19 protein-coding genes are annotated in these 20,928 nt (G+C 62.3%); 8 read left to right on the top strand and 11 right to left on the bottom strand.

What is annotated here, in order from left to right:
- Positions 1 to 61 precede the first annotated feature (61 nt).
- The 4 genes from Q1B16_RS06505 to Q1B16_RS06490 all read right to left on the bottom strand — a co-directional run bounded on the left by Q1B16_RS06505 (position 62) and on the right by Q1B16_RS06490 (position 2,961).
- On the bottom strand, positions 62 to 274 hold the full coding sequence (locus tag Q1B16_RS06505) for a DUF2892 domain-containing protein (RefSeq protein ID WP_299785686.1): 213 nt from the start codon (positions 272 to 274) through the stop codon (positions 62 to 64).
- A 125-nt stretch (positions 275 to 399) separates the two neighbouring features.
- Positions 400 to 1,065 carry a Crp/Fnr family transcriptional regulator gene (locus tag Q1B16_RS06500; protein WP_299785684.1) on the bottom strand — a complete coding sequence of 222 codons (666 nt, stop codon included), beginning with the start codon at positions 1,063 to 1,065 and terminating at the stop codon, positions 400 to 402.
- Between the two features lie 117 nt (positions 1,066 to 1,182).
- Positions 1,183 to 2,187, bottom strand: coding sequence for a hypothetical protein (locus Q1B16_RS06495; RefSeq protein ID WP_299785682.1), 1,005 nt, complete (start codon positions 2,185 to 2,187; stop codon positions 1,183 to 1,185).
- A gap of 75 nt (positions 2,188 to 2,262) precedes the next feature.
- Entirely contained in the window at positions 2,263 to 2,961 is a 699-nt protein-coding gene (locus Q1B16_RS06490; protein WP_299785680.1) for an SIMPL domain-containing protein, read from the bottom strand.
- A gap of 155 nt (positions 2,962 to 3,116) precedes the next feature.
- On the opposite strand from Q1B16_RS06490, the gene Q1B16_RS06485 reads away from it, so the two are divergent.
- Positions 3,117 to 5,723 (top strand): hypothetical protein, encoded by a 2,607-nt coding sequence (locus Q1B16_RS06485; protein WP_299785678.1) that lies wholly within the window; start codon positions 3,117 to 3,119, stop codon positions 5,721 to 5,723.
- A 134-nt stretch (positions 5,724 to 5,857) separates the two neighbouring features.
- On the top strand, positions 5,858 to 7,738 hold the full coding sequence (locus tag Q1B16_RS06480; RefSeq protein ID WP_299785676.1) for a monovalent cation:proton antiporter-2 (CPA2) family protein: 1,881 nt from the start codon (positions 5,858 to 5,860) through the stop codon (positions 7,736 to 7,738).
- A gap of 48 nt (positions 7,739 to 7,786) precedes the next feature.
- On the opposite strand, the gene Q1B16_RS06475 is transcribed toward Q1B16_RS06480, so the two are convergent.
- From Q1B16_RS06475 to Q1B16_RS06455, 5 genes are all read right to left on the bottom strand, one after another.
- A complete protein-coding gene (locus Q1B16_RS06475; protein ID WP_299785674.1) occupies positions 7,787 to 8,305 on the bottom strand; it encodes a CarD family transcriptional regulator in 519 nt (172 codons plus the stop codon).
- Between the two features lie 274 nt (positions 8,306 to 8,579).
- Positions 8,580 to 8,918 (bottom strand): ferredoxin FdxA, encoded by a 339-nt coding sequence (gene fdxA, locus Q1B16_RS06470; protein WP_299785672.1) that lies wholly within the window; start codon positions 8,916 to 8,918, stop codon positions 8,580 to 8,582.
- A 49-nt stretch (positions 8,919 to 8,967) separates the two neighbouring features.
- Complete coding sequence (locus Q1B16_RS06465) at positions 8,968 to 9,348, bottom strand: RNA-binding S4 domain-containing protein (RefSeq protein ID WP_299785670.1); 381 nt, start codon at positions 9,346 to 9,348, stop codon at positions 8,968 to 8,970.
- Between the two features lies 1 nt (position 9,349).
- A complete protein-coding gene (locus Q1B16_RS06460; RefSeq protein ID WP_299785668.1) occupies positions 9,350 to 12,304 on the bottom strand; it encodes a helicase-related protein in 2,955 nt (984 codons plus the stop codon).
- Between the two features lie 40 nt (positions 12,305 to 12,344).
- Positions 12,345 to 12,899 (bottom strand): hypothetical protein, encoded by a 555-nt coding sequence (locus Q1B16_RS06455; RefSeq protein ID WP_299785666.1) that lies wholly within the window; start codon positions 12,897 to 12,899, stop codon positions 12,345 to 12,347.
- 90 nt (positions 12,900 to 12,989) lie between these two features.
- On the opposite strand from Q1B16_RS06455, the gene Q1B16_RS06450 reads away from it, so the two are divergent.
- Together Q1B16_RS06450 and Q1B16_RS06445 are read left to right on the top strand one after the other, a co-directional pair.
- Positions 12,990 to 13,280, top strand: coding sequence for an SCP2 sterol-binding domain-containing protein (locus Q1B16_RS06450; RefSeq protein WP_299785664.1), 291 nt, complete (start codon positions 12,990 to 12,992; stop codon positions 13,278 to 13,280).
- On the top strand, positions 13,280 to 14,218 hold the full coding sequence (locus tag Q1B16_RS06445; RefSeq protein ID WP_299785662.1) for an alpha/beta hydrolase: 939 nt from the start codon (positions 13,280 to 13,282) through the stop codon (positions 14,216 to 14,218). The genes Q1B16_RS06450 and Q1B16_RS06445 overlap by 1 nt, the downstream gene beginning before the upstream one ends.
- A 4-nt stretch (positions 14,219 to 14,222) precedes the next feature.
- Here Q1B16_RS06445 and Q1B16_RS06440 read toward each other — a convergent pair whose 3' ends face one another.
- Entirely contained in the window at positions 14,223 to 14,993 is a 771-nt protein-coding gene (locus Q1B16_RS06440; RefSeq protein WP_299785660.1) for an aldolase/citrate lyase family protein, read from the bottom strand.
- 98 nt (positions 14,994 to 15,091) lie between these two features.
- Here Q1B16_RS06440 and Q1B16_RS06435 point away from each other — a divergent pair, with 98 nt between their 5' ends.
- The 4 genes from Q1B16_RS06435 to Q1B16_RS06420 are packed head-to-tail and all read left to right on the top strand — an operon-like array spanning position 15,092 to position 20,419.
- Positions 15,092 to 16,102 (top strand): ligase-associated DNA damage response exonuclease, encoded by a 1,011-nt coding sequence (locus Q1B16_RS06435; RefSeq protein ID WP_299785658.1) that lies wholly within the window; start codon positions 15,092 to 15,094, stop codon positions 16,100 to 16,102.
- On the top strand, positions 16,099 to 17,691 hold the full coding sequence (locus Q1B16_RS06430) for an ATP-dependent DNA ligase (protein WP_299785656.1): 1,593 nt from the start codon (positions 16,099 to 16,101) through the stop codon (positions 17,689 to 17,691). Before Q1B16_RS06435 ends, Q1B16_RS06430 begins: the two co-directional genes overlap by 4 nt.
- Positions 17,684 to 18,544, top strand: coding sequence for an amidohydrolase family protein (locus Q1B16_RS06425; RefSeq protein ID WP_299785654.1), 861 nt, complete (start codon positions 17,684 to 17,686; stop codon positions 18,542 to 18,544). The genes Q1B16_RS06430 and Q1B16_RS06425 overlap by 8 nt, the downstream gene beginning before the upstream one ends.
- Positions 18,545 to 18,598: 54 nt before the next feature.
- Entirely contained in the window at positions 18,599 to 20,419 is a 1,821-nt protein-coding gene (locus tag Q1B16_RS06420; RefSeq protein WP_299785652.1) for a M3 family oligoendopeptidase, read from the top strand.
- Positions 20,420 to 20,632: 213 nt separating this feature from the next.
- On the opposite strand, the gene Q1B16_RS06415 is transcribed toward Q1B16_RS06420, so the two are convergent.
- A complete protein-coding gene (locus tag Q1B16_RS06415; RefSeq protein WP_299785650.1) occupies positions 20,633 to 20,902 on the bottom strand; it encodes a DksA/TraR family C4-type zinc finger protein in 270 nt (89 codons plus the stop codon).
- Between the last annotated feature and the right edge of the window lie 26 nt (positions 20,903 to 20,928).

The following is a 20,928-nucleotide window of genomic DNA, read 5'->3' as shown; positions in this document are numbered from 1 at the left end:
GCGCAAAGCCGGGTGCCCCGGCGGCGCTGCGCGACGCCGGGACTTTACCGCGTCAGAAGGGTCAGTTGCGGCAGGTTTTGACGCCGAGGACGGAATAGATCGGGCAGACCCGAACCGCTGCCACCACCAGCATCACGATCCCGACAAGCGCCGCGCCGTATTTCATCACGGCACCATCAAAAAGCGGCAAGCCGCTGCCGAAGGCGAGGTAGAGCAGAACCACGCCCAAAATGGCGCGGACAATTCGGTCGATCGTGCCAACATTCACAGTCATTTTCAAACCCTCCAAGGTCAAAGCTGACTATGTGATACGCCTTACCGCGACAGGCTTCAGTGATATTGTCACCAAACATTCGAAAATTCGTACATAAGGTACGTTTGGTCGCAGGTTGGCGCGGATCAGGCGCTTCTGGCGATCGCCTCCAGGCTGTCGCGCTGCAACAGGGTGATGTGTCCCCGCGACTGCGCGATCAGCCCGCGTTTCTGAAAATCGTGCAGGACGCGCGAAATCACCTCTCGCGCGGTGCCAAGCTCGGTGGCAAGCTGTTGATGGGTCGCCGCGAGATCATCGCCCTGCCCTGCAAGGCTCAGCAATCGGCCTGCCAGCCGCACGTCGATGCGTCCGAAAGCCACGTCGTCGATCACACGGAAAAGGTCGGTGATACGTCGTGCGTAAGCCGTGAGCACAAATTCCCGAAACTCGCGAGACGAGGCCATCAGCCGGTCGAAAGCGCCGCGCGGGATCGCGACGGCGGTGACTTCGGTTTCGGTGATTCCCTCCGCCGAATAAGGCTCGTGCGCAAGCAGGCAGGCGGTTGTCAGCACACAGCTTTCGCCGGCCTCTACCCGATACAGCACGATGTCGCGCCCGCTTTCGGAGGTCTGCTGCACCCGCACACGCCCGTCGAGAAGGAACAACAGGCTGTCCGGAACCGCCCCGGGCCCAAAAACGCCGGTGCCCGCAGGCACGTGCAAAACCTTGCTTTCATCCAGAAGATACCGCTTCACGTTTTCGGGCAAGGTTCGGAGGCCCGGAAACTGGTCGATCCAGACGGTGTCCGCCATTCAGCGCCCCTTCTTGTATGCAGGTTTCAGTCTTGCCCGGTCAGCAACAGCCGTCATCATGCCGTTTGATCGAACGCAATGTCCAGCGATCGGGCGCCGGTCTGATCGCAGCATGCCTCACACCATCCAGAAGCCGTTTTTCTTGATCCTCTGCCGGATGGGTTGTTCACGGCTTGGCAGGTGATCACGGTCGAACAAAGCGCGGACCTTGTGGCCCCGGTTCTGGAAGATCATGCGCTTGAACGGCTCGTATTCCTTGAGCAACCGCTTGACCGGGTTAGGCGCCGAAATTCGCTCCAAAAGATCGACGACCTCATCGTCTTCACGCGCGTAGAGGAGCGGCATGTTCCTGTAATGAACGCTGGTCTGGCCGTCGATGTACCCCACGGGCAGCGCGTCGCGTCCTCCACCAAGTTTGTGGATCACCAGCGGCAACGCGACCTGATCCAGCCAGGGGTCGAGTTGCTGGCACACCAAGGCGTCGGGCGGGTTGTTACGGATGTCCAACGCCATGTCGAGAAAGAGCTGGCCGAAGACCTGCGGACATTTGTAGTAGAAAAACCCCGCGTTGAAATACAGGTATCGCCGCCAGTATTCATCCGGTTGGGACAGGTCGAGCGAGCTTTCGAAATCTAGACCGAAACGGTCGTAAAGGGATTTCCAGGTCTCCGAAAAGCCCGGCCCATAAAGTTCGATCTGTGGCCAGGTGCCTTCGACCCTCAGGGACGCGCTTGGTTTGGAAAAATCAAAGGGCACGGCCCCGAGATCGCCCGTGATCAGCGTGTCGGTGTCGAAGAAGATGAACGGCTCTCCTTTCGGCAGGGCAAGCAGCGCTTCGATCTTGTTGCCATAGGGATAATCGCTGCCGAAATGGCGGCTTTCGAAAGGAATGATCTCTGCCCCTTGCGCCGTGATCATGTCTCGCAGCGGTTCGGGCCGGATGGTCGGATCGGTCTGCCATTTCGGACCTGGCTGCGGTTCTGCCACCTTCAACCTGAAGCGCGGATCGGCCGTGTTGGCCTTCATCGACAGCGCGAAAAGGAGCGCCTCGTAAGCGAGGCGTCCCATCTGCCCGACAATCAGGACGTTGACGACAGTCGGTTTTGCCGGAGGTCGGGCCATGGCGCTCCTTTGGCGGTCTGCTCTGCTCTTTTTCTTTACTATAGGCAGAGTGCGATCACGCGACCAGAGCAGAGATCACGGTGAGACGATCTCGTAGACAAGTGTCACACTTGCGCGCAATTCGGCCTCGCCTTGCGCAACCGGCACGACGGAATCCGAGGCGCGCGCCATGCTCAGCATCTCTGGGCGCGGCGCCCGCGCGCCGGTTTCGCTCAGGCTGATCAAGGCGCCGAGTTCCACACCGGCGGCATCGGCCAACAGCTTGGCCCGCGCCCGCGCATCCGCCACCGCCTTAATCCGCGCGTCGTTCATCAGCGGTTCGGGATCGGACAGCGTGAATTCGAGGCCGCCCAGTTCATTGGCCCCATCCGTCAGAACCGCGTCGAGGATGGTTCCGAGGCTTTCCAAGTCCCGCACCCGAACCGTCACGCGGTTCGACGCCTGATAGCCGTCGATGCTTGGCCGGTTTTCCGACGACGACCGGTTCGACCAGAGCGGCGACAGCGACAGGTCCGACGTCTGCATGTCCCGTTCGGCAACGCCCGCTTCGGTCAGACGGTCGAGAATCGCCGTCGTGATGTCCGAGGTCTGATCCATCGCCTCTTTCGCGGTTTCGGCCTCGGCCGATGCCCCCATGGTGATCACCGCCATGTCGGGAACAGCGAACACGCTGCCTTCGCCCGTGACCGTGATCTGGCCGGTGGTTTCGGCCCAGAGTGGCGAAATACCGACCAGGACGACGATGGCGGCAAAGAATCCTGTGACTTTGGACATGGAGACCTCTATTTCGATTTGCGACAGCCGAACCATCGCGGGGCGCGAAGCTGCTGACAAGCGCAGAATTTACCCCGCGCGAAAGATCGCTTTGTCGCGTCTGTCCGATGTGTAAGTGACTCCCATCCCGAACAAAGGACTGCTAAAATAAACGTATGACGCCAGACTTTGCCCTGACTCTCTCCTTCGAAGGTATCTCGCTCCTGCGCCGTGTTCCGAACGGATGGGTGCGTGTCGGGGATGTGGCTTTGGATGCCGCAGACCTGCGCGGTGCCCTGGCCGATCTCCGATCCGAGGCGGACGCCCTGTCTCCGACCGGCGGTCAGGTCAAGCTCATCATCCCGAACGAGCAAATCAAGTACCTGTCGCTGCCCGACACCGGCCACACGGGCGACGCGCTCCAGTCCGACATCCGCGCCGCACTCGACGGGGCCACGCCCTATGCCGTGGACGATCTCAGCTTCGACTGGTCACGCGCCGATGGCCAGATACAGGTGGCCGCCGTCGCGATCGAGACGCTGGACGAGGCCGAAGCCTTTGCCAAAAGCCACCATTTCGACCCCGTGTGCTTTGTCGCCAACGCGCCCGAGGGTCAGTTTTCGGGAGAAGTGTTTTTCGGTCCCGCGGCAAGCTGGACAGGCACCGCGCCGGAACGGGACGCGAAAGCGGTCGAGATCGTGCCTGCGGATCAGGTTGTCGAGCACGTAGACACTGTCGAAGAGACGGCGGTCGAGCCCGAGGCGGCGGCAGAGGACGTCAACATTGCGTCGCCTGCCGACGTGGCCGCCGATACGGACACCCGCGGAGTAAAGGATGCACCGGCCCCTCTGACGCTTGGTTCCGCCGAGTCTACGAAGGACGCAGACGACATCGATGCGGCCGCTCTGGCACCGGGTGCGGCCAACCTCGACGATGACGACAAGCCAGACGCCGGGACAAACCGCAAGCCAGCGCTGTCGGCACCGATTGCCGATCTGCAGAAGCCCGAACGCGCGGCAGGTCCGGCAGATCCATCCGCTGCACCGGCCTTCGCGTCCATCCGCGCCTCGCGGGCCAGCACGTCGTCAGACATTCCCGCTGCCGCGCCGAAGATCGAAACACCCGCGCCAGACACCACAGCAACGCCTCGGTTCAAACTGGGCGGAGCCCGCAAATCGACCCGCGACAGCGATGTGACGGCACCGGCCCTTCAGGACGAACCGGTCGATGACGGCCCCGAACGCAAGGGCTTCGGCTTTTTCTCTCGCCGCAAGAGCGCTGATCCGAAACCCCCGAGCGGGACGGCCAAACCGGTTCCGCCGATCTCGGCGCCTGTGTCGAAAACCGGTTCACCTGCTGCGCCCACGCCGGCCAAACACAATCCCGAACCCGCCCGCGCTGCGGTCGCGCGCATCGCCGCGATGCGTGCTGGGCGGGATACGGACAGCTCCCGACCGAACGAAGGCGCGCCCGCGGACGAACAGACGCGCATGACCGTGTTCGGCGCGCGGACCGAACCGCAGGTTGGCGGCAAACCACGTTTCCTGGGGCTGATGCTGACAAGCGCGCTGCTCATCTTCCTTCTGGCCGTCGCGGCCTGGGCCAGCGTGTTTCTTGACGAGGGGCTGTCGCGCTTCTTTGACCGCAATGACGATACACCCTCGATCGCGCGCCTGCCCGACGTTGAGCTGTTGCCGCTCGATGGATCGGTTACGAACCCGACGGAAGAGGAAACAGGCGTTCAGCTTGCTGCGCTCGACGTGGTCGAAGACACCGGCACCGGGATCGACGGGCTCGCGGATGTACTTCCTCCGCCCGCTGCGCTGACACCGGAAGAGGCTGATGCCCGCTACGCCGCCACAGGCATCTGGCAGCGGTCGCCGGAGGCCCCGTCGACCCCGACACAGACGACGCTCGACGATCTCTACGTTGCCTCCATCGACAACCGGGTGCAGCAATTCGATGCCGTCGCCCTGCCGGGCGCCGAGGCGTTGCGGAACGATCAGACCTACCTGTCCCAACCGAACCCGGCCGCCCCGGGAACCCAGTTCACGCTGGACGACCGGGGACTGGTGGTCGCCACACCCGAGGGCGCAGTGAACCCCGAAGGCGTGCGTATCTTCGCCGGTTTGCCGCCCGTCGTCCCACCGGTTCGACCCAATGCGCCGGAGGTCACACCGGAACCGAGCGTTGAGGGTGAGGCGACTGTCGAGGTCTCGACCCTTCAGGCGTTCCGACCACGCGGGCGGCCCGATGGGTTGGTCGAAGACAACGAACGCGCGCAGCTTGCGGGCCGGACCTTGGCCGAACTGGCAGCGCTGAGACCGGCGGCACGGCCGGAAACCCTCAAGGCGGAAGAGGAAGAGGCGCAACCCGCCGCCACACAATTCGCCGTCGCCCAATCCGCCGCCCCCGTGACCCGACCGCGCAACTTTGCCCAGATCGTGGAACGCGCCCGCACCACCCAGCAGACCCGTCAACCGGAGGTGACGCAGGTCGCTTCCGTGGCGCCGCGGGCGGTCCAGCCGCGCATTCCATCGACGGCGAATGTCGCGCGGCAGGCCACGGTGTCAAACGCGATCAACCTGCGCCGTATCAACCTGATCGGCGTCTACGGCAAACCCTCCAGCCGCCGCGCCCTCGTACGACTGGCGAACGGACGGTATCAGAAAGTGCAGGTCGGTGACCGTCTGGACGGAGGCCGTGTCGCGGCCATCGGCGAAAGTGAGCTGCGCTATTCAAAGAACGGCCGGAACGTTGTTCTGGATATGCCTGACGGCTGAACGCCAGCGCCGGTGCGAGTGTTTTCAGCACAAGGCACCCCGCTGCCACGTTAATTGGCGACCCACGGGTCAACCGGTTGCCATCCCCCCGCGAAACGCCTCATTCTGCGGTCAACGAGAAAGGCAGTGTCTGCATGGGTGAGTTTCTTTTCCTGGCGTCGGTGTTCCTGCTGGCAGCGGTGATCGCCGTTCCCATCGCCGCGCGATTGGGGCTTGGATCGGTGCTGGGCTATCTCTTGGCCGGTGTCGCCATCGGGCCGGGTCTGGGGCTGGTCGCCGACACCACAGACCTCCAGCATTTCGCCGAATTCGGCGTTGTGATGATGCTGTTCCTGATCGGGCTGGAGCTTGAACCACGGGCGCTTTGGGACATGCGCCACCGTCTGATCGGTCTGGGCGGCATGCAGGTTCTTATCACCATGTGCGCCGTGATGGTCGGTGCGATGTATCTGGGGTTCGTCTGGCAAACCGCGATGGCCATCGGGATGATTTTCGCCCTGTCCTCCACCGCGATCGTGCTTCAGACGCTGAGCGAGAAGGGCTTGATGCAGACCAGCGGTGGTCGCTCGACCTTCTCGGTTTTGCTGACCCAGGACATCGCGGTCATCCCGATGTTGATCATCCTGCCGCTGCTTGCCGTACCGTCGACCCCGTCTCTGAACGAAGACGGCTCGATCGCGCGGAGTGTGTTGGAGCATGGCGATGACGCCCACGGCGCCACCATGTCGCTGATCGAAGGCCTGCCGGGTTGGGGCGTGACGCTTGTCACTCTCGGTGCCGTCGCGCTCATCATCCTTGGGGGTGTGTACGGCGCGCGTCCGCTGTTCCGATATATCCACGCCGCGCATCTGCGCGAGATGTATACGGCCCTCGCGCTGCTGATCGTGATCGGCATCGCCTTTCTCATGACGGCCGTGGGCCTGTCGCCTGCCCTGGGCACGTTCCTGGCCGGTGTGGTTCTAGCCAACAGCGAATTCCGCCATGAACTGGAATCCGACATCGAACCGTTCAAGGGACTGCTGCTGGGCTTGTTCTTCATCACGGTCGGTGCCGGGATCGATTTCGGTCTGTTCTTCTCCGAACCCATTTCCATCCTCGGGCTTGCCTTGGGGATCATGCTGCTCAAAGGCATCATCCTGTATGTGCTCGGGCGCGCCTTCAAACTGCGGGGCCGCGATCAATGGCTCTTTACTCTTGGTCTCGCCCAGGCCGGTGAATTCGGCTTCGTGCTGATCTCGTTCTCGCTGCAACAGGCCATCCTTCCAGCCTATCTCGCGGATCGGCTCTTGCTGATCGTGGCGCTGTCGATGCTGATCACACCGCTGGCCTTCATCCTTTACGAGGTTCTGTCCAAACGGCTGAAGGACGGCGACACAGATCTTGAACACGACGAGATCGACGAGCAAGGCACGGTCATTATCGCCGGGATCGGGCGGTTCGGTCAGATCGTCAATCGGCTGGTACAATCGGTCGGTGCCAAGACCGTTGTCATCGACAACAACCTTCAAACGATCCAATTGATGCGCCGCTTTGGCTACCAGGGCTTCTTCGGTGATCCATTGCGCCCCGATCTGCTGCACGCCGCTGGTATCGACAGCGCGCGGGTGCTCATGGTGGCGCTGGACGATCCCGTGGCCGCCGAACGGCTCGTCACCTATGCGCGCCGCCTGCGTCCCGACATCCACATCGTCGCCCGCTCCCGCGACCGCACGCACACCTACCGGCTTTACAAGGCCGGGGCGAATGACATCGTCCGCGAGCTTTTCGACAGCTCCCTGCGCGCGGGCCGCTACGTTCTGGAGAATATCGGCCTGACCGAATACGAGGCCAACGAGGCGGAAAAGCTGTTCTACCAGCACGACCGCTACACGGTACGCGAACTGGCCGACTTGTGGGATCCCAATATACCGTCAGCGCAGAACGAAGCCTATATCGCCCGCGCCAAGGAGCTTGAGAAAGAGCTCGAAGCGTCTCTGCTCAGCGCGCTTGAGGCAAACAGTACCGACGCGGCATGAAAAAAGCGGCCCCGGATGGAGCCGCTTGTTTCGGTTTTTCGGAACGTCTTAGGCAGCCGCAGGTGCACGCGACATCAGAACGTCGCCGACTTGCTTGGCCGCAGCCAGTTCGTCCCCACCCGAGGTGGCGGCGACTTCGCGCGTCAGACGCTCGAGTGCGGCTTCGTAAAGCTGACGCTCGGAATAGCTTTGCTCGCGCTGATCGTCGGCACGGTGCAGGTCGCGCACGACCTCGGCAATCGCGATCAGATCGCCCGAGTTGATCTTCTGCTCGTATTCCTGTGCCCGACGCGACCACATGGCCTTTTTGACCTTGGCCTTGCCCTTGAGCGTTTTCATCGCCTGGCTCACCACGTCGGGTGAACTCAGCGACCGCATTCCGATTTCCGTGGCCTTGTGGGTGGGCACCCGCAGGGTCATCTTGTCTTTCTCGAACGAGATCACGAACAGCTCAAGCGTGATGCCGGCGATCTCCTGTTCTTCGATCGACACGATCTGGCCGACGCCATGCGCCGGGTAGACAACGTAATCATTCGGACGGAATTCGGATTTTTTCGACTTGGTCATTCAGAACCTTCCTTGACGTGCACCCCTGTGACACAGACAAAAAAACCGAACGGAAGCAGCGCTTCCGGTCGTTTCATTCAGAGTATCAGAGCAAGCTTATGTCAGCTCATTTGCCATACGCCAAAGCGGCGTGCGTCCCACAGGTGTCAGTTACCACATGACTATACCACAAAAATCGCCTTCGCGGTAGTGGCGCGCCAAACGGGATAATTCAACGATTTAACAACGTGTTACAAGCGGACTTGCAACCAATCACGTCCGCACCGGCGAATCATCACCCACCTTCACCCGGCGCTTCGGAGAAGTACTTTTCAAGCTTGCCACTTTCACCGTCACGTTCCTCTGCCTCGGGCAAAGGATCCTTCTTGGTGATGATGACTGGCCACATTTCCGCGTATTTTCGGTTGAACTCGACCCATTTGTCCATGTCCGGTTCGGTATCCGGACGGATCGCGTCGGCAGGACATTCAGGTTCGCAGACGCCGCAATCGATGCACTCATCCGGATGGATGACCAGCATGTTTTCGCCCTCGTAGAAGCAGTCCACAGGGCAGACTTCCACGCAGTCCGTGTATTTGCAGGCAATGCAAGCGTCGTTGACAATGTAGGTCATGCGGTCCGTCCATCGATCATTCGCAAGCTAGCTAAGCCAATGCGAAATATCATTCAAGAAGGTCGGACCGGGTTTGTTGCAAAGCGCGACGATCTTTCTTGGTCGGGCGACCTTTCCCTTCAAAACGAGGCACTTGCGCATTTGGCTCGCGGGGCTTGGGAGGGTCGAGATCCTCGTAAAGAAGCTGCGCTTCAGGCGCTGGTCTGCGCCGTTCTCCCATTGCGAGGACTTTGATCACCCGCACGTCATTGGCTTGGGGAAAGGTCAGCACATCCAGCGCGCTGACCGTGTAGGCGGGTTTGGAAATCGGCTGTCCGTTGACCCGCAACTTGCCGCCCGCCACGAGCTTGGCGGCAAGGCTGCGCGTCTTGAAAAAACGCGCATGCCAAAGCCACTTGTCGATACGGAGCTTCTGCGCAGCCTCGCTCAAGTCAGTCCTTGTTCTTCAGACCCATCAGGGCCGCCGCAAAGGGGTTGTCAGGATCGATCTGCTTTTCCTTCTTTGGCGGACGCGACTGGAAGGATTTGGCACCAGCATCACGCGGCTGTCCCTTTCCCTTCGGCTTGCCCTTGCCACGTGGCCGATCGCCCTGCGCCTTGCCGCCTTCGCGCCGTCCCTTGCCGCCATCGCGGCGAGGTTGACGGTCTGCACGATTGCCGCGCCATGTGAAAATGTAGAACACCTCGGTTTCCGGCCCGGCCAAGGCGGCATCGGGCGCCGCACCGGGGTCGATCTCTGTCTCGGAGTTGGTGGGAACCGGTGTCTCCGCGGGTGCGTCAGTCGGCGTATCCGCAACCGGAGCGACCGCGTCATCGGGCATTTCGGCAGCCGCTTCGGGAATGTCGGCCGCGTCCGGCGCAGCGGCGGGCGCGGCGTCGGTGCCGGGAACACCCTCTTGTCCGGCATCCATGACCGGTGTGTCTTCGACCGGCACCGCGCCATCCGTTGCGGCATCCTGCTCGGTCGCCGTCGCGGCATCCGCCTCCGGCACCACGGCATCGACGGCACGCACCTTTTCGCGTTCACCCTTTTCGGCCTTGTAGCCCAAACCGCCCATCAGGTCGGCAAACTGTTCCAGCGTTAGACCGGTGATCGACAGCATATCCGGATTCGCCTCGAATCCACCCCGGCTGTCCTGCGCGCGCAGCAAATCGGCCAGACGTTCCAGCATGTCGATCCGGATCGCCCGATCCCCGGCCGCGCGATACCCCGACACGGTATGATGCTCTGCCGGTGTGCCGGGCGTGTTAGGCACCGTCACCAAACCCGGCGGCGGGGCCTCCGGGAAGATATCCAGGTTCTTCGCCAAGCTCCACAGCACAAGGCGCAACCGGGTCGGCGCGGGTTTGAGCAGGAGCGGCATGAACACGGTGAACTGGCCAAAGCGGATGCCATGCTTGCGCAGCATCCCGCGCGCGTCCTGATCCAGCGCCTTCACATCATCCGCGACATCGGCGCGCGGCAGAATGCCCATCGCCTCGACCATGCGGAAGGCAAAACCACGGGCCAACCCGTTCAGCGTCTCGTCTTTCTGGAGGTTGACCAAAGGTTCGAACAAGGCCGCGATCTTGCGGTCGATGAAATGCTGCAACCGGCGCTGCACCTTTTGCGCCACATCCGGGCCCGCCTCTTCGTCGACGAAGGCGACGACGCGCGGCTTGAGCGGATCGTCACCGGCGGCCAGCTTGCCCACCGCTTGTTCGCCCCACATCAGACCACCCTGTTCGGTGAAATCCATCTCGGTATCGGGCGCGTTGTAGAACCGATCCGCCCGCAAGTGGAAATGGGGCGCCAGCGCCTGCAACGACGCGGTTTTCAGCGTCTTGGCTTCCTGCCCGGTTGCATCCTTGTCCTGGCGGAACCGGAACCCTTCAAGTCGTCCAACGAATTCACCTTCGACGGTGACTTCACCCTTGTCATTCACTTCGGCCAAAAGGGCCTCCTTCTGTTTCAATCGGCGCAAGAGCACGGATGTGCGCCGATCAACAAATCTCTGGGTCAGGCGCTCGTGCAGCGCGTCCGACAGTCGGTCTTCTACAGCGCGCGTCAGGCCGCGCCAATGGCTTTCGTCATGCACCCACGCTTTCCGCTGCGCGACATAGGTCCATGTGCGGATATACGCCAATCGTTTCGACAGCGTGTCAATGTCGCCATCTGTCCTGTCGATCCGATTGACCTGCCGTCCGAGAAAGTCATCCGGGATCGCGCCGCGTTGGTGCAGATGCCCATAGATAACTTCCAAAAGCCCCGCATGTTCCGAATGGCTGATGCCGCGGAAGTCGGGGATGCGGCACACGTCCCACAAAAGCTGCACGGATTTCGGATCAGAGGCCCGGGCCTGCACCTCGGCCACCGTGCCGAGCGCCTTGAGCGCCTGCAAATCGTCGGCCTCCCGCGCTTTTACGAGGCGGTCATCGTTCGGGCTGGCCTCGAGCGAGGCAACCAGCGTGTCGATGCTGCCAAACCGCAGATCTGCGCTGCGCCAGTTCAGTTTCTTCAACGGTGTGAAGCGGTGATTGGTGATCGCCTCGGCCACTTCTTCAGAAATCGGCCCCGCTTCGCCGGTCACACCGAATGTGCCGTGCGACATGCCACGCCCCGCCCGCCCGGCAATCTGGGCCAGCTCATTGGGCATCAACGGCCGCATCCGGCGGCCGTCGAACTTGGTCAGGGACGAAAACGCGACATGGTTGATATCGAGGTTGAGCCCCATCCCGATGGCGTCTGTCGCCACGAGGAAATCCACCTCGCCGTTTTGGTACAGATCCACCTGTGCGTTGCGCGTGCGTGGGCTCAGCGCCCCCATGACGACAGCAGCACCGCCCTTCTGGCGACGCAGCAATTCGGCGATGGCATAGACGTTTTCGACGGAAAACCCGACAATGGCGGTGCGCGGCTGCAAACGGCTGATCTTTTTCGATCCGGTATAGCTGAGTTGGCTCATCCGCTCGCGACGGACGAATTCGACACCGTCGACCAGACCGGAGATCGGGCCGCGCATGGTGTCGGACCCCATGAACAGCGTTTCGTGCAACCCGCGCATCCGCAACAGGCGGTCGGTGAACACGTGACCACGTTCCGGATCGGCACACAGCTGAATCTCGTCGATCCCGACGAAATCACAGCCCATCCCCTCGGGCATCGCCTCGACCGTGCAGACCCAATACTGCGCGCGCGGCGGTACGATCCGTTCCTCGCCCGTGACCAGCGCCACCACCGACGGCCCCCGCGCCGCGACGATCTTGTCATAGACCTCGCGCGCCAGCAGACGCAGCGGCAGGCCGATCATGCCGGTGCGATAGCCCAGCATACGGTCGATGGCGTAATGGGTTTTGCCTGTGTTGGTCGGGCCAAGGATGGCCGCAACCCGCGCATGTCCGGCCATGTTGACGTCCTTTGCCGTCCTGCTCGGGAGTGTCAGGATGTCAGAGCGTTTGCCCGTTCACCCGAAGCTCCAGCCGCTCCAACGCCTCGATCACTTCGGAATCGTGCGGCCGTAGGCTGAGTACCCGCGAATAGGCGTCATACGCAAGGTGGGGTTTGTCCACCTGTTCGAGGATGGCGCCCAACCCGCGCATGGCTCCGAAATGATGCGGGTTCAGCGCCAGTGTCCGTTCAAGCGCGTCAGCGGCAGGGCCAAACATCTCGGCGCGGTAATAGGCCAGCGCCAGCGTGTGCCAGCCTTCGGCGAATTCAGGCGCGTGATCGGTGAGAGCCGTGAGATGTTCCAACGCCGCGTCGATGTTGTCGACATCCAGCGCGTCCTCACCGCGTTTGAGCAGCAGGTCGATGGTCGCCGATCCGGACTTCGACCATTCCTGACGCAACTGCCGCTCCAGCCGGGCCGCAGAGCGTTCATCCTCGGCCTGCGCCAACTGATCCATGAGGTCAGCCACTGGATCCTCCTGCGCCGACACCGGACCCGACACGAGACCCGCCGTGAAAAGAAATGCCGCAACGGCAGATTTGTATTTGCGCATCGTGAACCTCATAACCACCCTTGAGTTTAGCGTAAGGTTCGGCAAATGCCAGCCTTGCACATCAAGACGCGATCACAAGGAGACGAGCGTATGAGCGATGTTGTGGCACAGGCGGTCGCCGCCATGAACGAAAAGCTGGGCGGCGGCGGCATCGACGGCATAGCCCAATTCAATATCGAAGGCGAAGGCAGCATGGTTGTCGACAGCGACGGTGCCCGCGAGGGCGAAGCCGACGCGGATGTCACGTTCAACGCGGATGCCGACACCTATCGCGAGATTTTCGACGGATCGCTGAACCCCACCTCTGCCTTCATGTCGGGTCGGTTGAGCATCGACGGCGACATGGGCATGGCAATGAAACTGGCCGCCACCCTCGCTTGATGGCAGAGCCAGCGCCCTATCGTGACGATCTGGCCGAAGGGCCGGACACACAGGCGTTCTGGCTGCGTACCTCGGACGGGGTGCGCATTCGCCTTGGTCACGCGGCCTCGAAAGACGCCAAGGGCACGGTGTTCATCCTGCCCGGGCGCAGCGAGTACATCGAGAAATACGGCCGCACCGTCAAGGATTTCGTGCGCGCGGGCTTCGATGTCCTGACCGTGGACTGGCGCGGTCAAGGTCTTGCCGATCGACTGTGCGCCGATCCGATGGTCGGGCATGTCGGGCGCTTCCTCGACTTTCAGAAAGACTGGTCCGCGGTCTGCGCCTTTGCACGCAAGCGCGACCTGCCGCGCCCTTGGCATATGCTGGCTCATTCCATGGGGGGCTGCATCGGTCTGCGCGCCCTGATGAGCGGCAGCGACATGGCCTCTGTCGTCTTCACCGGACCGATGTGGGGCATCCGCATCGCGGCCTACCTGCGTCCGGCGGCGTGGCTGCTTCCCCGCGTCGCGATTGCTCTGGGTCAGGGGCACCGGCTTGCCCCCGGCACCTCGATCAAGAGCTATCCGGCCTCTGAACCCTTCGAGCAGAACCTGCTGACCTCGGATCCCGAAATGTTCGACTACATGCGCCGCCATGTGGAGGCAGAGCCGAAATTCGGTCTGGGTGGCCCGTCCCTGTCCTGGCTCAGCAGCGCGCTCGCCGAATGCGACGCGCTTGCCGCGATGCCCTCTCCGGCCATTCCCGCGCTATGTTTCGTCGGCTCGAACGAGCGCATCGTCGACACCACCTGCATCCGGGAGCGCATGACCAACTGGAAGGGCGGCAAGCTGCTTTTGGTGGACGGCGCGGAACACGAAGTGCTGATGGAGGGCGCAAACACCCGCCGACAGGTCACAGGCGCCGCGGTGTCCCTGTTCTCCAGCTTCAAAGCCTGAGTTTTTACGGTTTCCCGATCTCGTGCACGCCACGCGCCTCTGCGGTGGCTCCCGACCGCATCCACGCGTGTTCCGACGAAATGAAGAAACAACTCATCCCGTAGGCCGACCACTCTTGCGCCTTTTGCGCATTTGCGACCCAGGATACATAAGCTTTTCCCGCCGCTTCGGCCGCCTTGCCCACGCGCTCCATCGCGGCGAAAAGCTCGTCCGAGGTCTGGTTGTCGTGACCGTACCCGACCGACAGGTCGGCCGGCCCCAGAAACAGCGCGTCGATCCCGTCCGTTGCCGCGATCGCCTCGGAGGCATCGACGCCTTCGGGCTCTTCGATCTGCGCGATGACCACGGTTTCATCCTGCGATCTGGCAAGCAGATCCGGCATGGATTGCGTCGCGTACCCCGCCCAGCGGGAGGACCCGGCATAACCACGCCCGCCGCGTCCGAAGCGCGCTGCGCGTGCCACGTCTGCCGCTTTGCCAGCACTGTCCACATGCGGCACCACGATTCCGACCGCGCCGCAATCCAGCGACTGCAATATCTCGCGGGCAGAGCTGTCGCCAACGCGCACCAGGACCGGGAAATCCAAAGCCCTTCCCATGGCACAACATGCATCGATCGCGCTGCGGTCGAACGGGGCATGTTCGGCATCCAGACAAACGAAATCGAGTTCCGATTGTGCCAGGACCTCGATCAGCTGATAGGCCGGGGTTTTCAGAAAGGTGCCCGCCAAGGGCATCCGCGACAAAAGCCGCTGACGAAATCCGGCGATCTGCATGGAAAGTCTCCTGATGGTCTGGTTGCACTCACCCTACGCGGCGCGCGCGGCTTGGCAACCCTCTGGCGATGTGCGCTTTCCCTCCTATACTCAATGTCATGTCAGACCCCGTTCTCACTTTCACTGACCGAGGCATCTACTGCCCGGCGGGAGATTTCTTCATCGACCCGTGGCGCCCGGTTGATCGCGCCTTGATCACCCACGGCCACGCCGATCACGCGCGCCCGGGCCACCGCAGGTATCTGTGCACCGACGCCTGCGCACCTGTCATGCGGCACAGGTTGGGAGAAATTTCTGTAGAAACCGTAAAGTTTGGCGAGACACGTAAAATCGGCGATGCTTTGGTGTCTTTCCACCCGGCAGGACACTTGCCCGGTTCCGCCCAGATCCGGGTCGAGGTCGGTGGCGAGGTTTGGGTGGCCTCGGGGGATTACAAGGTCGTCCCGGACGGAATCTCCGAACCGTTTGAACCTGTTACCTGCCACAGCTTCATCACCGAATGCACCTTTGGCCTGCCGGTATTCAAATGGGACGATCAGGCCGAGGTTGCGCGCGAACTCAACGCGTGGTGGGCGCGCAATGCGGCGGATGGCAAGACGTCGATCCTGGGGGCCTATTCGCTGGGCAAGGCGCAAAGGCTGCTTTCCATGATCGACAGCGAGATCGGCCCGATCCTCACCCACGGCGCTGTGGAAAACACCAACGCCGTCCTGCGCGCGCAAGGCTACGGGCTGCCCGACACGATCCATGTCACGCCCGATCTGAAGGCCAAGGACCATCCCGGTGCCTTGGTGATCGCACCGCCCTCCGCGCTCGGATCGCAATGGGCCCGGCGGTTCGGTGCATCCTCCACCGCCTTTGCCTCTGGCTGGATGCGCCTGCGCGGCGTGCGCCGCCGTCGGGCGGCGGACCGGGGGTTCGTGATTTCGGACCACGCGGATTGGGATGGCTTGATGCAGGCGATCCGTCAAACAGGCGCTGAAAACATATATGCCACACACGGTTACACCGATATCTTCGCGCGCTGGCTGAACACTCAGGAATACAACGCTCAGGTCGTTCCGACCGAATTCGGCGGCGAAGATGACGAAGCGGAAGAAGCCGCATGAAAGATTTTGCCGCCCTCTTCACCACTATCGACCAGACGACCAAGACCACTCTCAAGACCAAGGCTCTGGCGTCCTTCTTCGAAACCGCGACCGACGAAGACAAGCTCTGGACAATCGCGCTTTTCTCCGGCCGCCGTCCCAAACGCGCGGTGACGACAACCCAGCTGCGGGAATGGGCGGCCGAGGTGGGCGGCATACCCCTTTGGCTGCTCGAGGAAAGCTACCCGATCGTCGGGGATCTGGCCGAAACCATCGCACTCACCCTGCCGCCGCCGGGCCGCGAAAGCGACCTGTCCCTTACCCACTGGATCATCGAACTCAAATCTCTTGCCGCGCTCGACATCGACACCCGCAAGGCGCGCATTCTGGACGCCTGGGATCAGCTTGATCCTATCGAACGCTTCCTCTTCAACAAGCTCATCACCGGCGGCTTCCGCATCGGCGTCAGCCAGAAACTCATGACCCGCGCGCTGGCTCAGGCCACTGGACAGGACGAGGCAAGCCTCGCGCACCGCCTCATGGGCGGCTGGACCCCGGAAACCACCAGCTTTCACGAGCTGATCGTGGCCGAAGACGCGGAAGCCGACGACAGCCGCCCGTACCCGTTCTACCTGGCCTATCAACTCGAGCACGGCCCCGAGGCCCTCGGTTCGCCCGAGGATTGGCAGGCGGAGTGGAAATGGGACGGCATCCGCGGCCAGGTGATCCTCCGCAATGGCACCCATCACGTCTGGTCCCGCGGTGAAGAACTGATGACCGACCGTTTCCCAGAATTCGCGCGTCTGCCCGATTTTTTACCGGATGGTATAGTTTTGGACGGCGAGATTGTCGCCTGGGATGGCACGCAACCCCATCCGTTCAACACGCTCCAAGCCCGGATCGGGCGCAAGACGGTTCCCAAGAAGCTGCTGAAGGAGGCTCCGGTCATCCTGCTGGCCTACGACCTTCTCGAAGAGAACGGCAGCGACCTACGCGATCTGCCCCTGCAAGACCGCCGCACCCGGATGGAGGCGCTGCTGCAAGACCTCCCCGAAGACGCTCCGATCCGGGCGGCACCGCCCTTGCCGTTCGACACATGGGACGCACTTGCCCAAATCCGCGCCACTGCCCGCGATCACCGGGCCGAAGGACTCATGCTCAAACGCAAGGAAAGCCCCTACCTCGCGGGCCGCAAGAAGGGCGATTGGTGGAAATGGAAGCTCGATCCGCTCACCGTTGATGCGGTGATGATCTATGCGCAACAGGGCCACGGCCGCCGCGCCAACCTCTTCACTGATTTCACCTTTGCGGTGTGGAACGGCAACGATCTTGTCCCCTTCACCAAGGCCTATTCCGGCCTCACCGACGAGGAGTTCCGCAAGATCACCGCCTGGGTGCGCAAGAACACGCAGCAACGCTTCGGCCCGGTCCGGCAGGTCACGCCGCACCACGTGTTCGAGATCGCGTTCGAGGGCATCCACGCCTCGCCCCGCCACAAATCCGGCATCGCGCTCAGGTTCCCGCGCATGTCGCGCTGGCGCCATGATAAACCGCTACAAGAGGCCAACACGCTCGACGATCTGAAAGACCTGCTGGAAACCTATGGATAAACCCACAGCCGCCGCCCCACCTTTGACACCAACTGCGCCCAGCGCCGCATTACCGGCCAACGCCTGCGATACCCACGTCCACCTGATCGGCGATGACTTCCCGCTTTGGGAGGGCCGCGTCGAAGATCCGCCGCGCGGTACGCTCGACACATGGCTCGACCGTTACCGCACGCATCTTGGCGTTCTGGGGTGCACGCGCGGTGTGATCGTGCATTCCATCCTCTACGGCCCCGACAACAGCATCACGCTCGAAGCGACCCGCCGCATGGGGTCCGGTTTCCTAGCCGTTTGCCTGATATCTGACGATGCGACCGAGGCCGAGATCGCCGCGCTAGCGGCGCAGAACTGCAAGGCAGTGCGGCTCAATTACGTGCATGGCGGGTTGCTCAGCTGGGACGGCATGAAGCGCCTCGCCCCGATGCTTGCTGATCATGGCCTGCATGTGGAGATGCTCGCGCATTCCCACCTGCACCTGGAAGAGCTCGCCCCGCAGGTGCCAAACCTTCCTGTGCAGATCGTCTTCGATCACTGCGCCTGGCCCGATCCCGCACTCGGTGTGACCGATGGTCAAAAAGCCCTCGAACGGCTGCTGGCGGGTGGCCACTGCTGGACAAAGCTCAGCGCCACATACCGTCACACGCCGGAACCGCGACACCTGCTGCAAAGACTGGCGCACGCCAATCCCGACCGCATCCTCTGGGGCAGCGACTGGCCGCACCTGATGCTGAACGGCGTGGCGATGCCCGACGCGGGCGAACAGCTCAACACTCTGCTCGACGCGATCCCCCAACCCGTCACCCGCCAAAAGCTCTTTACCGACAATCCCGCCACGCTCTACGGCTTTGCCCCTTGAACCTTTGCGCCGCACGGCACAGGTTCCAAGGCAACAAAGAACAGGAGACGACCCATGCTGCGCACCCCTTCCCCGACCTTTGACGCCAACGCCCAAAGCGGCAGCAAGGATCTCGGCAACCTGCCGGAATGGGATCTCACCGATCTGTATGCTTCGGACGACGCGGCCGAGTTGAAGCGCGATCTGGACTGGCTGGAAGAGGCGTGTCGCAGCTTTGCCGCTGATTACGAAGGCAAGCTGGCCGAACTGACTGCCGAGGACTTCCTCACCGCGATCCACCGCCACGAGAAGATCGAGAACATCGCGGGCCGCATCATGTCCTACGCGGGCCTGCGCTATTACCAACTGACCACCGACGCCCAGCGCGCGAAATTCCTGTCCGACCATCAGGAAAAGATCACGATCTACACGACGCCGCTGGTGTTCTTCACGCTCGAGCTGAACCGCATCGACGACGCGCAGATCGACGCGCTCTTCGACGCCAACAGCGATCTGGCGCGCTACAAACCCGCCATCCGGCGCATCCGCGCGATGAAGCCTTACCAGCTGTCCGACGAGATGGAGAAATTCCTGCACGATCTGGGCGTGGTCGGCGATGCGTGGGAACGGCTTTTCGATGAAACCATCGCGAGCCTGGAATTCGAAGTGGATGGCGAACCGCTCAACATCGAAGGCACGCTGAACCTTCTGACCGAACAGGATCGCTCCGTGCGCGAAGCCGCCGCCAAGGAACTGGCCGCCGTCTTTGCCGAGAACATCAAGATCTTCGCTCGTGTCCACAACACGCAGGCCAAGGAAAAGGAAATCATGGACCGCTGGCGCGGTATGCCCACGGCCCAGACCGCGCGCCACCTCAGCAACGATGTCGAACCCGAAGTGGTCGAGGCGCTGCGCAACGCCGTGGTGGCGGCCTACTCCAAGCTCAGCCACCGCTATTACGAGCTCAAGCGCAAATGGCTGGGCCTTGACGTGATGCAGGTCTGGGACCGCAACGCGCCGCTGCCGATGGAGATCACGCGCACCGTCAATTGGGACGAGGCCGAAGCCACGGTGATGAACGCCTATACCGAATTCGACCCCCGCATGGGCGAGATCGCCAAGCCGTTCTTCAGCAAGGGCTGGATCGACGCTGCCGTGAAGCCGGGCAAGGCACCCGGCGCCTTCGCGCATCCGACGGTGACGGATGTACACCCTTACGTCATGCTCAACTATCTCGGCAAACCGCGCGATGTGATGACGCTCGCGCACGAGCTGGGCCACGGCGTGCACCAAGTGCTGGCCGCCGAACAGGGCGAGATGCTGGCCTCAACACCCTTGACCTTGGCCGAAACCGCGTCGGTCTTCGGCGAGATGCTCACCTTCCGTCGGATGCTCGACAACGCCAAGGACGATGCCGAGAAGAAGGTGCTGCTGGCTGGCAAGGTCGAGGACATGATCAACACTGTCGTGCGCCAGATCGCCTTCTACGATTTTGAATGCAAACTGCACGAGGCGCGCCGTGGTGGAGAGCTCACCCCGGACGACATCAATGCGCTCTGGATGTCGGTGCAGGCCGAAAGCCTCGGGCCCGCTTTCGAGTTCATGCCGGGCTACGAAACCTTCTGGGCCTATATCCCGCATTTCGTGCATTCGCCCTTCTACGTCTACGCCTATGCCTTCGGCGACGGGCTGGTAAACGCGCTGTACGCAGTCTACGAGGAAAACCCGGACGGATTCCAGGACAAGTATTTCGACATGCTCAAGGCGGGTGGATCGAAGCACCACAAGGATCTTCTTGCCCCCTTCGGTCTCGACGCCAGCGATCCCAAGTTCTGGGACAAGGGCCTCGAGATGATCTCGGGCTTCATCGACGAGCTTGAGGCGATGGAGGACTGACCCGCGGGCGGCCCGCACCCGGTTATGTGATGAGCCCGTATTTGGGAAGAGAAGAAGCAGGGGGTTTCGTGCCGTTCCCTACTTCTTTTCTTTGAAAATACGCAGGCGACCACCACCGCGTTAACCTCAATCGCGGGTAAAGACGTACCGGGTGCAGCCAATACCCACCCGAGCCGAAGGCGAGATATCCGGCGCGGGCGCAGGCCCGCACATTTACTTCAACTGGCTGTCCTTTGAGCCGCGCCGGTTGATCCCGCCCCGCGTCTGGTAGGCACTGTCGCGCTCCTGCTGACAGTCGATGCACAGCTTCACACCCGGCAGGGCCAGCCGCCGCTTTTCGGGGATCGGCTCTTCACATTCGGCGCAATGGGTCAGGCTTTCACCCTGAGGCGCCTTGCGCGCTTTCAGCCGCGCAAGCTCGTCGCTAATCGAGGCGTCGATCTGTTCCTGTACCGCGCCGTCGCGCGCCCATCCGCCAGCCATTGCCAATCCTCCGAAAGCGTTACCCA

The organism is uncultured Marivita sp. (assembly GCF_947488135.1).
Taxonomy (GTDB): Bacteria; Pseudomonadota; Alphaproteobacteria; order Rhodobacterales; family Rhodobacteraceae; genus Marivita.
Note: the sequence above shows the minus strand (reverse complement) of the source record. Positions and strands in the feature narration are given on the sequence as shown.

Excerpts from the sequence above, each read along its gene's own strand:
- Q1B16_RS06505 (WP_299785686.1), bottom strand. The coding sequence starts at position 274 with ATGACTGTGAATGTTGGCACGATCGACCGAATTGTCCGCGCCATTTTG.
- Q1B16_RS06500 (WP_299785684.1), bottom strand. The coding sequence starts at position 1,065 with ATGGCGGACACCGTCTGGATCGACCAGTTTCCGGGCCTCCGAACCTTG.
- Q1B16_RS06495 (WP_299785682.1), bottom strand. The coding sequence starts at position 2,187 with ATGGCCCGACCTCCGGCAAAACCGACTGTCGTCAACGTCCTGATTGTC.
- Q1B16_RS06490 (WP_299785680.1), bottom strand. The coding sequence starts at position 2,961 with ATGTCCAAAGTCACAGGATTCTTTGCCGCCATCGTCGTCCTGGTCGGT.
- Q1B16_RS06485 (WP_299785678.1), top strand. The coding sequence starts at position 3,117 with ATGACGCCAGACTTTGCCCTGACTCTCTCCTTCGAAGGTATCTCGCTC.
- Q1B16_RS06480 (WP_299785676.1), top strand. The coding sequence starts at position 5,858 with ATGGGTGAGTTTCTTTTCCTGGCGTCGGTGTTCCTGCTGGCAGCGGTG.
- Q1B16_RS06475 (WP_299785674.1), bottom strand. The coding sequence starts at position 8,305 with ATGACCAAGTCGAAAAAATCCGAATTCCGTCCGAATGATTACGTTGTC.
- fdxA (WP_299785672.1), bottom strand. The coding sequence starts at position 8,918 with ATGACCTACATTGTCAACGACGCTTGCATTGCCTGCAAATACACGGAC.
- Q1B16_RS06460 (WP_299785668.1), bottom strand. The coding sequence starts at position 12,304 with ATGGCCGGACATGCGCGGGTTGCGGCCATCCTTGGCCCGACCAACACA.
- Q1B16_RS06455 (WP_299785666.1), bottom strand. The coding sequence starts at position 12,899 with ATGCGCAAATACAAATCTGCCGTTGCGGCATTTCTTTTCACGGCGGGT.
- Q1B16_RS06450 (WP_299785664.1), top strand. The coding sequence starts at position 12,990 with ATGAGCGATGTTGTGGCACAGGCGGTCGCCGCCATGAACGAAAAGCTG.
- Q1B16_RS06445 (WP_299785662.1), top strand. The coding sequence starts at position 13,280 with ATGGCAGAGCCAGCGCCCTATCGTGACGATCTGGCCGAAGGGCCGGAC.
- Q1B16_RS06440 (WP_299785660.1), bottom strand. The coding sequence starts at position 14,993 with ATGCAGATCGCCGGATTTCGTCAGCGGCTTTTGTCGCGGATGCCCTTG.
- Q1B16_RS06435 (WP_299785658.1), top strand. The coding sequence starts at position 15,092 with ATGTCAGACCCCGTTCTCACTTTCACTGACCGAGGCATCTACTGCCCG.
- Q1B16_RS06430 (WP_299785656.1), top strand. The coding sequence starts at position 16,099 with ATGAAAGATTTTGCCGCCCTCTTCACCACTATCGACCAGACGACCAAG.
- Q1B16_RS06425 (WP_299785654.1), top strand. The coding sequence starts at position 17,684 with ATGGATAAACCCACAGCCGCCGCCCCACCTTTGACACCAACTGCGCCC.
- Q1B16_RS06420 (WP_299785652.1), top strand. The coding sequence starts at position 18,599 with ATGCTGCGCACCCCTTCCCCGACCTTTGACGCCAACGCCCAAAGCGGC.
- Q1B16_RS06415 (WP_299785650.1), bottom strand. The coding sequence starts at position 20,902 with ATGGCTGGCGGATGGGCGCGCGACGGCGCGGTACAGGAACAGATCGAC.